This window comes from Chitinophaga flava (assembly GCF_003308995.1).
In the GTDB taxonomy this organism is placed as follows: domain Bacteria; phylum Bacteroidota; class Bacteroidia; order Chitinophagales; family Chitinophagaceae; genus Chitinophaga; species Chitinophaga flava.
Map to the genome: position 1 here is coordinate 2,135,078 of NZ_QFFJ01000001.1, position 13,228 is coordinate 2,148,305.

The following is a 13,228-nucleotide window of genomic DNA, read 5'->3' on the forward strand; positions in this document are numbered from 1 at the left end:
TTTTGATAGATGATTCTGATACCTCCGGGAATGGCATGCCGCTTCCTTCTCCGTGTATACGTCAGCGTTACACAGGCTAAAAGGATTTAACAGGCAATAAATTCCTGATCCGGGATATACTTCCAGTTGGCGGCAGTAATGATCCGGGAAAGATGATTGTTGTTAAGCGGTAGCTTAATTGTTCAGATAAATGGTCGTTGTCTAGCTTTTAGATTTAGATGATGCGTTTTTTAGATTTAGATGATGCAAAAACCTTTTTAAGAAAGGTGATACTTCCCATAACAAGTGTTGTGATCAAATTATTCTCTCACACGTAATTTTAAAATCCGGCTGATAAACAAGAACGCTCAGCCTGCGTTTTTTCATTGCTCCTAACAAGTGTTCTTCGGTTGATCAGCTGCGTCTTCCAGCAGCTTATTTTTCATCGTTCTTCAGTGGCTCTTCAAGTTGACTTTTCTATAGCGCGATCCGGGAATTACATACTCTTTATGTGACAGCCCCGTTATGTATCATTGAGTGTCCAAATTATGAAAAAAATGTTAAACTTTTCAAGATACATCATATATGATTTTTAATTATATATTTATCTTGACACGTTGTAATAAATGTCTGTTTTAATATTGGATTAAATCATTAAAATCTACTTAAAATAGCGTGGGTGCATTCCTTATCTTCGCTGCTGTTTCGTTTATACCAGATCATGAAATTATCTGCTTTTTTTCTCAGCATATTCGCCGCCCTGCTACTGTGGCTGGCCTGGCCCACCATGCCATTCACACCGCTGGTTTTTATCGGCTTTACTCCGTTGTTGTATCTCACCGAGAAAATACACCACCGCGGGAAATATTTCGGGTGGATCTTTTTTTCGTTACTGATATGGAACGTGGCTACTACCTGGTGGGTGGGTAACACACCAGTGCCTGCCAGCGGCGTATTTGCCAACAGCTTTAATGCACTCCTGATGAGCATTCCCTGGCTGGCCTATAAAAGCAGCCGCAGGCGCCTGCCCGAAACCATGGCTTATTTTGCGCTGATCGTATACTGGCTGACATTTGAATGGGTACACCAGACCTGGGAACTGAGCTGGCCCTGGCTGGTACTGGGCAACGCCTTTGCCATGCGGCCAGGATGGGTACAATGGTATGAAATCACCGGCGCCAGCGGCGGCACCCTGTGGGTACTGCTCACCAACATCACCATTTATCAGGTGTGGAAACGGGCACGCATATACGATCTCAGTTGGGCACAGCTGCTGCGCCGGGAAATATGGAAGCCTGCAATGGTAATAGCAGCTCCGCTGCTACTGTCAGCCTTCATCCATCCCGCCCCTGACCCCGCCCGCAAAACAGGCGTGGTGATCGTACAACCCAACATCAATCCTTACGATGAAAAATTCAGCGCCAGTTCTGCCATAGAACAACTGCATAAATTTATCCGCCTCTCCGAAGAAAAAGCGGATAGTGATACCCGTTATTTCATATGGCCGGAAACAGCGCTCTTCCCTGGCGGCGCCTGGGAGCATCAGCTCAACTATCAGCCGGAAGTTCAGGCTATCCGGCAGATGCTGCAACGTTATCCCAAAGCCAGGGTGGTAACCGGTGCCGTGACCATGAAACAATACCGCAGCACAGACGAGATACCCGCCACCGCCCGCATGATGGAAGACGGTACCTACTGGGAACCGTTTAATGCAGCCCTGCAGATAGACACTTCACAAAGCATACAGATCTATCATAAATATGAACTGGTGCCCGGTGTGGAACTCGTTCCCTATGTCCGGTATATCTCCTTTATGAAAACGCTGGCACTCGACTTCGGCGGTATTACCGGCAGCTATGGCCGTACACCAGGAGCAACGATGCTGACCAGCCCTGCAGACAGCATCAACATATTCCCCACTATCTGCTATGAATCCGTTTTCAGCGATTACGTGGCCGGTGGTGTAAAACCAGGTGCCAACCTGTTGGCTATCATTACCAATGATGGGTGGTGGGGCAATACCGAAGGACACCGGCAACACCTGCAATATGCCCGCCTCCGCGCTATCGAAACCAGACGCTGGGTACTGAGAAGCGCCAATACCGGCACCTCTGCAGTGATAGATCCTGCCGGCAATGTGTCCCAACCTCAGCCCTACTGGCAGGAAGCAGTTATCAAAGCAACTGTAACACCCAGACAGGATATTACGTTCTATGTAAGAAATGGAGATCTTGTGTCTAAAGGAGCGGTAATATTTTGTATCTTGTTGCTCGTACATGCTTTTATTTCACGATTTATTCCCGGCTTAAGACATGCGGAAAACAATCAATAACGGAACCCATCAGTACGACGATCAGGGACAAGGCCCGGTAATAGTGCTCATTCACGGCTTTTCTGAAAATGGTAGTTTATGGGAAATACAACAAGCCTATCTCAAAGACCGTTTCCGGATTATTACCCCTGAGCTCCCCGGCACTAGTGAGGTTCCGCTGACTGATCCGTTGACAATGGAATCAATGGCAGACTACGTTTATGCCATCCTGTTAGCTGAAAGCATAGACAAAGCTATTATCATAGGACACTCCATGGGTGGATATGTGGCGCTCGCCCTCACCGAGAAATATCCGCAGCTGGTACAAGGACTGGGACTGTTCCATTCCACCGCCACTGCCGATAGTGAAGAGAAAAAAGAAGTACGCCGCAAGTCTATCAAACTCATACAGGAATATGGTGCTGAAACCTTTGTGCGGCAAACATTGCCCAATATGTTCAGCCCCACTTTTAAAGCCGTTCAGCCAGCCCGTGTAGAAGCTTATGTGCAGATGGGTATGCAATGCCCCCAGCAATCCATGATAGCCTATTATGAGGCCATGATGCAAAGGCCTGACCGGACAGTCATTCTGAAAGATGCAACAATGCCCGTACTGTTTATCATCGGAAAAGATGATAACGCCGTACCGGCAGATATTATATTACCGCAGATTACGCTGCCTCGCGTAAGCAGTATTCATATTTTTGATGAAGTGGGACATATGGGCATGTGGGAAGTATTTGAAGCTGCTAATGTGATCCTGCATCAGTTTGCGGATTTCTGTCAGCTTTGATATTACTGATCACCACAACCAAAATCGCCCCCTTTGAAGAAACAATTTATTCTTCTCCTGATATGTATGATATACGCCCTTCCGGCGTATGCCAGCCATATTATCGGCGGCCAGATCTATTACAAACTAGTGAGGTCCACCGGCAGGTTGAACACCTACCTGGTCACCATGAAGTTATACCGCATCTGCGAACGGGGTGACCGGATAGCGGAGATGCCCACCTCCATCATTCTCGCCTCCTTCGATAAAACAGATAACAGTCTGGTTGCCAAGTATCCCATCGATCGAACCAACTTCGAAGTCAAGAATCTTGCCCAGGTGGATCCCTGTATTGTCAATCCACCGCCGGTATGTTTTCAGGTGGGCACCTTTGAAACAGAGATCACCCTGCCCAATAACGCAGACGGATACACGATTGCTTTTCAGAGCTGCTGCCGCGATCCCTTTATGGTGAATATTATATCTGATCCCATTCCCGGCACCCCCGACCGGGGTACCGGCGCCACCTATTTTGCAGAAATTCCGGGTACCAACAGCGGCGCAGTAGACGCCAATGGTGTTGTCAAAAATTCCAGCCCTGAATTTAACAAGGAAGAAGCCACCCTGGTATGCGCAGATAAAAAGTTCACCTACGATTTCTCTGCCTCCGACCCTGATGGTGACGAACTGGTGTATGAATTCTGTGACGCCTATAAAGGCGGTCAGCTTACGCCACAGGGAGGAATCCCACCGGCAGCCATTGCCCCGCCTTATAGCTTTGTACAATATTACTCTCCTTTCTCCGGAGGATCGCCTCTGGGGCCCAATGTTAAGATTGATCCCAAAACAGGTATTATCTCCGGTGTCGCCCCAGCTGCAGGCAAATATGTAGTGACCGTTTGTGTAAATGAATACCGTAACAACAAGAAGATAGGCACGCTGCGAAAAGATTTCCACATCAACGTGACCACCTGTGTAAAACAGGTGACCGCCGCCATGCCGGATAAATATGCCGATTGCAGCAGTCTCACGATCACTTTCCTCAACACCAGTACCCTCGGCAAACCCTACTACTGGGACTTTGGTGATGGTACCACCACTACAGTAACGACCACCGATCCCCTGCCACATACCTATGCCCAGGAAGGCACCTACCATGTAAAACTCTATGTGGATAAAGAAAGCAACTGCGGCGACAGCGCCTTCGCTACCGTATACGCCTACCCGAAATTCGACCCTGATTTTTCAGCAGCAGGGATGTGTATCGAAAGAGCTACTGCGTTCTCACCCGATATCACCCGGATAGACAGAGGCAGCGTAGACTACTACAAATGGGATTTCGGGACCGGTGTAGCCGGAGATACTTCCAATGTCAGATCCCCGCAGTATCAATACCGGCAGCCCGGCACCTATAATGTTCAGCTGTTTCTGCATTCCACTGTAGGCTGTGAAAAAACCATTACCCATCCGCTTACCATCTACGACCGGCCACCTTTCAGCGCCACCGGCGATACCCTGCTGTGTTTTAAAGACAGTCTGCAGATGTGGACTGCCAGCGGTCAGCCGGGCTCCTATAAATGGTCGCCTCCCGACTACAAAATACTAAACCCTAACAGTCCCGCCCCTATTGTCTTCCCAGCGAAAGACACCACATACACCGTCACCTTTACCGACCTGCAGGGATGTACCAACGATAAAAAGATACACATAAACGTCCGTGACTCCCTCTATATTCATACCCAGCCAGACAGTACGATCTGCACCGGTGATGAAATACATCTGAGTGTAACTACAGATGGTGCTTACAACTACCGCTGGACAAACCTGGGCAACAATCAGGTAGTCAGCAATCTGGGCGATGCCTTTGTAACACCCGATCCGCCCAGTCAGACCTATGAAATAATGGCCAGCCTGGGAAAATGTCATACAGCCGATACCGTTACTCTCAAAGTGGTAGATCCACCGAAACCTACGGCCTCACCTGACACTACGGTTTGCTTCGGGATACCGGTCACCCTAAGGGCTACCGGTGGCACTTATTACCGCTGGTCACCGGCCTATTACGTAGACAGTGCTACCAAAGCCATTACCATAGGCCATCCCAAAGACACAACCCGCTTCACTGTAACGGTAACGGATACACTGGGATGCCCCAAACCTGTTACTGCCAGCGTATTGGTCAAAGTAGTACCACCGGTTCCTGCTTTTGCCGGCAACGATACCATCGTGATGCTCAACCAGCCATTTCAGCTGCATGCCACCGGCGGTGTAAGGTATACCTGGTCTCCTGTCATCGGGTTGAACAATCCCAATATTGACAATCCTGTCACCACTATCAACCGCGACGTCACCTATACCGTTACCGCCTATACGCAGGAAGGTTGTAGTGGCAAAGACGATATCTTTGTACGCTTTATTATAGGTCCGGAAATCTATATTCCTAATGCCTTCTCTCCCAATGGTGATGGTCTTAATGATGTTTTCCGTCCCTTGCCCGTAGGCATGGTGAAACTGGACTTCTTCCGGGTATTTGACCGCTGGGGAAAACTGATGTACGACAATACCGCCTATTTGAAAGGATGGGATGGAAAAGTAAACGGCCAACTCGCTCCTATAGGCACTTATGTTTGGGTAGTACAAGGCCTGGACATCAACAATAAAACTGTGCTTCGTAAAGGCACGGTAACACTTATCCGTTAAAGATTCTGAAATGTAAAGATTTAGGTATGCCGATATTTGTTTGCATATAAATCCCTCACCTGAAATGCCCTGCTGTTCCTGCAAATAATACTGGTACTGACTGAACCGGGTCTGCTTTTTTTTTGTTAAATTCAGAGAGCAGTACCCCAATCATGAAGAGAGTCTTACTACTGGTTATAAGCTGCTGTTTGTTTAACCTCATCGCAGCTGCATACCACATCATTGGTGGCGAAATATATTATAAGACGATAGGACTGAATGGAGATAATACCCGCTACCGTTATCTCATCACCCTCAAGCTATACCGCGACGCAGACTTTACCTGTGGCGACCGGCAAGGTTGTATCGACAAGTTCGAAAACCCGGTCGTGGCAAACGTATATACGGCCAATGGTACCATTGTATTGTCTTCCGTATATCTTTACATGAGTCAGGTTGTCCCGCTCATCGATACACTGAAAAACCCCTGTCTTGCACCACAGGCGCAACACCTGGAAGTAGCCTTTTATACCGCTACCATTGATCTGGCGCCAGTCTTCGGCGGCTATTATGTAGCCTCCCAACGATGTTGCCGCGGCGAAAAACTCGCCAATATCTATGATTCAGAACATGAAGGTTCTACCTACTACACCATCATTCCCGGTGTTGAATCCAAACCTTATAATAACAGCGCTTATTTCAACAAAGACACCGCCATCGTTATCTGCAATAGTATGCCCTTTAAAATAGATTATGCTGCATTTGATGAAGACGGGGATAGTTTGACCTACAGCCTTTGCAGTGCCCTCACGGATGGTACTGCCAACAATGATATCAATTCCTCCACTCCTCCTCCGTATAATTCTACAGTACGCTACATTCCCCCTTACTCGGGCACTAATCCCATGGGCGGAAGCCCGGGCATCTCTATCGATAATAAAGGGCTGATCACCTGTACACCCAATAAACCAGGCAAGTATGTAATCACGGTATGCGTAAATGAATACGACCGAACCACCAAACGATTCCTCGGCATACATAGCAAAGATATTCTGCTTACAGTATTTGACTGCACTACCAAAATAGTCGCCCGATTTCCTTCCGTACTCAACAATTGCTCGGAAACGCCGGAATTAAAGGTGCCCATACCCAACTACAGTAATTCCGGGTACGGCTCCACCTACTACTGGACCTTTGGTGATGGAACGGATACACTAACAGACGACAGAACCCTCTTCTATCATCAATACCCCGATACCGGTATCTATAAAGTAAAACTGGTGGTCAATCCGCATCTCGCCTGCCGGGACAGCGTCAACGGAGAAGTACACAACTATCCCGGGCTGAAAGCCGGTTTTACCACTGCCGGTTTCTGCAAGGAAGACCCCATTAGTTTCAATGACACCTCCTCCTACCTATACGGCCAGATCACCAGCCGTACCTGGAATTTTGGTACCAATGACAGCGTAAGGCTGCCAGCCGGAGACCGCAGCGTTCAGTATACCTTTCCTAAAGGGAACGTATATACGGTGACGCTCACCCTTCATACCGACAAACAATGTGAAAAAACTGTTACACAAAACGTGCGTATTTACCAGGTGTTACCTTTCGCCGGTAATGACACTATTCTGGCCAAAGGGCAAACCATGGTGATGCAGGGCAGCGGCGGAAATGTTTACACCTGGCAGCCTCCCGACGGGCTCAGCGATCCTCATATCGCCCATCCGGTGCTTACCTACAATAAAGACATCACCTATGTGCTGAAGGTATCTGATCTACAGGGTTGTGTTGGGTATGATAGCATCAGCGTTAAGTATTTCACCGGCCCGGAAATGTATATCCCCAATGCTTTTACACCCAATGGTGACGGCGTAAATGACCGGTTTCGCTTTATACCGGTAGGCATTGTTCATTACCAGTTCTTCCGGATTTACAATCGCTGGGGCCAGGAGATCTATTCCTCCACAGATTTCAGAAACGGATGGGACGGTACCTACAAAGGCATGCCGGCACCTGTAGACACTTATCTGTGGATACTGAAGGGCACCGACTTCAACGGTAAGGAGATCTTCAAAAAGGGGACTGTTACACTCATCCGTTAGTTCATGTAAAAAGTATCCTTTTTTAGGTGATATCATCCTAATTTTACAGTATTGTTTCAACAGGCACCAACCAACAGGGAGGGCCACCAATCATGTTATTATGGGAATCGTTCTTATTACAGGCGCTACGGCAGGATTTGGCCAGGCATGTGCAGAAATATTTGCAGCAAAAGGCCATGACGTGATCATCACTGGTCGTCGCAAGGAAAGGCTGGAAACACTCAAAACACAACTTTCTCAGGAGTATGGTGCCAATGTACTGGCCCTGAATTTTGATGTCAGAGATGAACAGGCCGTACAGGCAGCACTGAACAGTATCCCCGAAGAATGGAAAGCGGTGGATATCCTCATCAACAACGCCGGACTGGCAGCAGGCCTTAGCACCATCGATGAAGGAGATACCGAAGACTGGAATAGTATGATAGACACCAACGTCAAAGGGCTGTTGTATGTTTCCCGTACTGTGATTCCGTGGATGCGTTCCCGTACCCGTGGCCATATCATCAACATCGGCTCTACCGCCGCCAAAACCGTATATGCCAAAGGCAACGTGTACTGTGCCACCAAAGCTGCTGTGGATGCCATTTCCGAAGGTATGCGCATAGACCTGCTGCCCTACCGGATAAAAGTAACCGCCATCCACCCGGGTGCTGCCGAAACCGAGTTCTCCCTGGTACGCTTCAAAGGCGACGAAGACAAAGCCAAAGATGTATACAAAGGCTTTATTCCGATGAGCGCCAAAGATGTGGCTGACGTGGTATACTATTGCACTACCCTGCCGCCACATGTTTGTATCAATGACCTCGTATTAACACCATTACAACAGGCCAATGCCTATTATATTGATAAAAATTAACACGTTTATGTGAGTATATAGTTAAGGGTATTTTTCTATATTTGAAAACATTTATATATCTTTTGGAGTCCCTATGCTCAAAAAAATATATACCAATGACATCTAACTAAAACAAGCCGAGAACAGACTCTATCCATTTAATGAAAACCATATCCCTATGCTTACATTCTTAACTATGTACGTATTGCGCCTGTACTATCCAAGGTGGAAAGAATTTTGGCGCCTTTATTTCGGCAAGTCCCGCCGAGGCAACTATGGCCGCTGGGCTTCGCGCAAAGACTGGAGTGAGGGTTACAGCTGGAGCTATAGCTGACCAAAGAAATTATCAATGAAAAGGGTGACCAGATACTGGTCACCCTTTTTGTTTTAAGCCGTTATTTATTATCTACAATCAAATAGATACTACTTCGTACACCACCTCTCCTTTCCTTGTATAAGCCACCAGCACTGATTTACCGGCCAAAGCACTCACTACCGGATAGGTAGCATAGAGGCTGTCAGCCGTGAGTGAACGACTGCTGATTGTTTGCCCTTCGGGCGATTTGACCACCATACCTACCCTGCTGCGGAAATCTCCCTGCCACTTCACCGGTTCATCCCATACCACTACCACCTTATCGCCGGCCGCTGTTACGATCTGCGGATGTTTGGCCATAGGTGCTTTACTCAGTGATTCTTTCTGCGTATAGGTTTTACCGTTATCTTCGGATCCTGCGTAAAAAACACCTTGTCCACCACCCATCGTGAACCAGGCAAAATGCAACCCCTTACGGTTGGCCGTCAGCGCCGGGCCAGTATGCGGACACCCTTTCACCACCCAGTTGTCTGCACTGATACGTACCGGCTCACTGAAAGACTTTCCGCCATCTAAAGACACCTGATGCACCATATCCCGGATAGAATCATTAATGATATCACGATAAGCCAGGTGTACATCGCCATTGCTGGCTACATATAAACGGGTACGGCAGCACTGGCAGACAGTCTGCGCCACCGGCTTTGCGGCCTGGAAGCCTTGCGGCCCCGCTGTCACAGCCCAATACAGCGTAGACCCTTCTGCTTTGGTATCCTTACGGTTGTCGAGCCAGATCGCCGCCGCTTCTCCGCCAGGTAACAACGCCATATCAAAATACCGCTGATCATAACCTGCCGTATCTGTCACTAAAGGATGCGCAGCCCCCCAGGTTTTACCACCATCAGCAGAAAGCGTGTACATCACTTTTCCCGCATACTTATTCCGGGGATCATGCTGCTCCACCCCAAACAGGGCGATCGCACTACCATCGGGTTTAAAAAGCAGTTTGGGCAGGTTTTCCGCATGTGGGTATACACCAGTGGTAGCAGCAATTTTTACAGGCTCAGAAAACGTATGTCCGTTATCGTTAGATACCGCATATAACATAACACCGGTATCTGCAGTACTATCTTTCTCCACCCAACTAATCACCGTATTCCCCGATGCATCCCCGGTAATGTAAGGACAGGAAGCATCCATGCCCCTGTGCGACAACACTACTGCCCCCTCCTGCTGTTGCGGCTTACACGACCATAACCCCAGTAATCCCGCTGTAATCATTATAACTATCCTCTTCATAATTATCTTTTTCCGGTAAAAGTATATGCTACGCCAAAGTTGAATGTTTGCCTTGGGCCTACCCGGTAACTCTTACCATAAGCAGATTTCTCTGCAGTGGTAGCATACAGGCGGTCACCTGCATTCATACAGTTGAGCCAGCATTCAAAGCCTTTCCACTGATAACCAGCTCTGATATTAAACAGATCATATCCATCATACCAGGCCGTATTGGCGGCATCCATATAATATCCGCTGATATGCTGCCACTCTCCTCCTATCCTGAAACCCCTCAACAGAGAAGGTTTCCAGGTCAGTTCCGTATTGGTGATCCATTTGGGAGCGCCATTCATAGCATTGTGATCGTATGTTTTTCCATTCTCCGTATAGGCGTCAAAGATATGAGACGCATAAGTGCCGCTGGTCCGTATAAATACAGAACGAAGTGGTGTGTAGCGGGCATTCCATTCAATACCGCGATGAGTAGTAGCACCTGCATTCTGGTTTTCATAAGAACCATCCGCAGTACGGACACTCACAATTTCATTGCTTCCTTTCATCAGATACACACTGACATCCACATATCCTTTATTTTGCGCGAAACCAAACCAGCCGCCGGCTTCATAGTTATTGTAGTTAGCAGATTTCAACACCGGCACTTTCACCCCTCTGTACAGTTCTGAAATATTAGGAGGGGCAAAACCCTTACTGTAATTGGCATACAGCCCTCTGTTGTGCTGAAGGTTATAGGTCAATCCCAGTTTGGGAGTGAGCGCATTGAAGTTATTACGTTCGCTGGGTGCACCGGTAAATGCAGAAGGAGGCAGATAATTGTTAAAATCATAGTCCATCCTGTCATAACGCAGTGCAGCTACTATCCGCATGTTAGCCAGCGGCATAAAGGAAAACTGTGTATATGCAGCCGTATTCAGCAGCCCTACGCGATAATTGGTGAGCACTGAATCGGTGAGCCGATAGCCGACATAATAACCAGCGGCATCTTTATCAATATCAATATAATTGGCGTTATAGGTAGCTGGGCTGTAATCCGCGCTCACACCGGCTATCAACGAAGCGTTCTTCCAGTCGAAATCTTTTTTATGCTGCGCAATAATGCCATAACTATAAAAAGCATCACTATTGATTTCTCCTCTTGCCTTTAAGGTATTACGCACATCCCTGATAGCATAAAAAGGATTCTGCCCGATGGTACTGTGACGGAAAAAAGCGGTCACACTCGTATGGTTGCGGCTATCCCATTCATGGTCGAGTGTACTGCGGATACGCAGGGCTTTCACTTCTCTGTAACTGAAAGTCTGGAAGTTCCGATAATCTTTCGCAAAAAAATGTGCACTGTCCAAACCACCCGTCTGGTCTGTTTTATAATTCACCAGTGTGGCGGCGGTGGTCCATTTGTTTTTTTCGTTGAGCTGTACATCCGCTCTCGCAGTCAGCGCCAGTTTATGAAAGTCGCTGTGGTCCATATAACCATTGCGTTGATCAGCATAATAACCGCCTACCAGAAAACCGACTTTCCCTTTGGTATCAGAAACACTGAAGTCGGTACGTTTATATCCCCAGTTGCTGGCTTCCAACTGCACTTTGGCGGTAGGTACCAGCGTAGGAACTGCTGTGATAAAATTGACAGCTCCACCCACTGCTTCACTGCCATACAGGGAAGAGGCCGGTCCACGGATCACTTCGATATTACGCAGTGCAGCCATATTGATTTCTATCAGCGCATTATGGTTAAAGTCTCCTACTGTACGGATGGGAATACCATCTTCCAGATATAGGAAAAGACTTTTATAGCCTATAGGCTGACGGATGGCCATTGTATGCTGTTCATTACCCAGATCTACCATGTATACCCCGCTTACTTTATTCAACACTTTGTCCAGAGTAGTGGCTTTGGTTTCCTGTAATGTTTGTGGAGAAATGGTGCTGATGGCCACAGGTACTTCTGTGCGATATTGTTTTTCTCTGGAAGAAGAAACGACGATCTCATTCAGGTTGGTGGAACTGGCTTCCAGGTAGATGACTGGCGTTTGTACTGCTGCTGAGGCAGGTATTTTAAGTGTGATGTATCCTACATAGGAAATCTTCAGCGAATCGTTTGCAGCGGGCGCGGGCAATACATAATGTCCCTGCGCATTACTGGTGCAGCCTTTACCGGCTGCTGTCAGGTTGATACTTACGCCTGGTAAGGCTTCTCTGGTCCGGGCATCTGCTATGCGTCCTTCCAGTTGCTGGGCATAGCTCGCCTGCATCGCCATACAGGCAATGAAAAGTATATAAAAAATTCTCATTACATCATTAATGGGGTGTAAGCATGAAAAGCATACACCTGGTTTATCAGGAATAATAAGGATGGAGCATATCAGTATAACAACTCCAACGATATCATCATCGTTAGGTCATCAAACCAACACACAAAGACTTAGCCGATCAATGGCTGCGGTGGACGGAAAATAGCGGAGACGGGGGTTTCCAGGGATGGAGATGTGTAAAAAGCTACATGTACTACCTGTGCAGCTACCGGTACCTGAATATATACCGGCAAAGCATTCACAAACATCACTTCATAACGTTCCTTGTTACTACCAGTGTTTTTGTCCTGACGGGCGTCACGGTCCAGTTCTTTTTTCAGATAACATTTACCATCACAATGCATCTCCGGTTTGTTCCTGTTTTCACACAACACCCGCGCAATGTAGGACTGCTGTGCGTCAAACTGCAGAACGATAAGACTTTTGCTGAAGTTCTGCAGCAAAAGTCCTAATGAAATGCATATGATGAGAAAATATTTCACACTGCAAACTTAAATAACAATCATTAAAAATATCATGATTTTTATCAGGACGTTTTGTTATGCATCGCCCGAAGGGCCGGGCCTTAAAACAAAAGGAGGTATCTCAATAGCAATCTGAGCCTCCTCCTTTGGTTTATTTTCCCT

Annotated in this window: 9 protein-coding genes; 6 read left to right on the plus strand and 3 right to left on the minus strand. The window is 47.4% G+C overall.

Going from position 1 to position 13,228, the window contains the following annotated elements; translation table 11 throughout:
* Positions 1-658: 658 nt before the first annotated feature.
* The 6 genes from lnt (at position 659) to DF182_RS32280 (ending at position 9,012) form a co-directional block, all read left to right on the plus strand.
* A complete protein-coding gene (gene lnt / locus DF182_RS08535; protein ID WP_113615215.1) occupies positions 659-2,311 on the plus strand; it encodes an apolipoprotein N-acyltransferase in 1,653 nt (550 codons plus the stop codon).
* On the plus strand, positions 2,292-3,083 hold the full coding sequence (locus DF182_RS08540) for an alpha/beta fold hydrolase (protein ID WP_113615216.1): 792 nt from the start codon (positions 2,292-2,294) through the stop codon (positions 3,081-3,083). Before lnt ends, DF182_RS08540 begins: the two co-directional genes overlap by 20 nt.
* Before the next feature lie 33 nt (positions 3,084-3,116).
* A complete protein-coding gene (locus DF182_RS08545) occupies positions 3,117-5,762 on the plus strand; it encodes a gliding motility-associated C-terminal domain-containing protein (RefSeq protein ID WP_147243380.1) in 2,646 nt (881 codons plus the stop codon).
* Between the two features lie 152 nt (positions 5,763-5,914).
* Positions 5,915-7,843, plus strand: coding sequence for a gliding motility-associated C-terminal domain-containing protein (locus DF182_RS08550; RefSeq protein ID WP_113615218.1), 1,929 nt, complete (start codon positions 5,915-5,917; stop codon positions 7,841-7,843).
* 100 nt (positions 7,844-7,943) lie between these two features.
* Positions 7,944-8,699: an SDR family NAD(P)-dependent oxidoreductase gene (locus tag DF182_RS08555; RefSeq protein ID WP_113615219.1), complete on the plus strand. Its 756-nt coding sequence runs from the start codon at positions 7,944-7,946 to the stop codon at positions 8,697-8,699.
* A gap of 157 nt (positions 8,700-8,856) precedes the next feature.
* Positions 8,857-9,012, plus strand: coding sequence for a hypothetical protein (locus DF182_RS32280; protein ID WP_153259996.1), 156 nt, complete (start codon positions 8,857-8,859; stop codon positions 9,010-9,012).
* A gap of 78 nt (positions 9,013-9,090) precedes the next feature.
* Here the strand turns inward: DF182_RS32280 and DF182_RS08560 are convergent, their stop codons facing one another.
* From DF182_RS08560 to DF182_RS32515, 3 genes are all read right to left on the minus strand, one after another.
* The gene (locus tag DF182_RS08560; RefSeq protein ID WP_147243381.1) at positions 9,091-10,293 is read right to left on the minus strand and encodes a sialidase family protein; all 1,203 of its coding nucleotides are present in this window, start codon (positions 10,291-10,293) and stop codon (positions 9,091-9,093) included.
* 2 nt (positions 10,294-10,295) lie between these two features.
* Positions 10,296-12,581 carry a TonB-dependent receptor gene (locus DF182_RS08565; protein WP_113615221.1) on the minus strand — a complete coding sequence of 762 codons (2,286 nt, stop codon included), beginning with the start codon at positions 12,579-12,581 and terminating at the stop codon, positions 10,296-10,298.
* 131 nt (positions 12,582-12,712) lie between these two features.
* A complete protein-coding gene (locus tag DF182_RS32515) occupies positions 12,713-13,084 on the minus strand; it encodes a hypothetical protein (RefSeq protein WP_147243382.1) in 372 nt (123 codons plus the stop codon).
* Positions 13,085-13,228: the final 144 nt, after the last annotated feature.

Excerpts from the sequence above, each read along its gene's own strand:
- DF182_RS08540 (WP_113615216.1), top strand. The coding sequence starts at position 2,292 with ATGCGGAAAACAATCAATAACGGAACCCATCAGTACGACGATCAGGGA.
- DF182_RS08550 (WP_113615218.1), top strand. The coding sequence starts at position 5,915 with ATGAAGAGAGTCTTACTACTGGTTATAAGCTGCTGTTTGTTTAACCTC.
- DF182_RS08555 (WP_113615219.1), top strand. The coding sequence starts at position 7,944 with ATGGGAATCGTTCTTATTACAGGCGCTACGGCAGGATTTGGCCAGGCA.
- DF182_RS32280 (WP_153259996.1), top strand. The coding sequence starts at position 8,857 with ATGCTTACATTCTTAACTATGTACGTATTGCGCCTGTACTATCCAAGG.
- DF182_RS08560 (WP_147243381.1), bottom strand. The coding sequence starts at position 10,293 with ATGAAGAGGATAGTTATAATGATTACAGCGGGATTACTGGGGTTATGG.
- DF182_RS08565 (WP_113615221.1), bottom strand. The coding sequence starts at position 12,581 with ATGAGAATTTTTTATATACTTTTCATTGCCTGTATGGCGATGCAGGCG.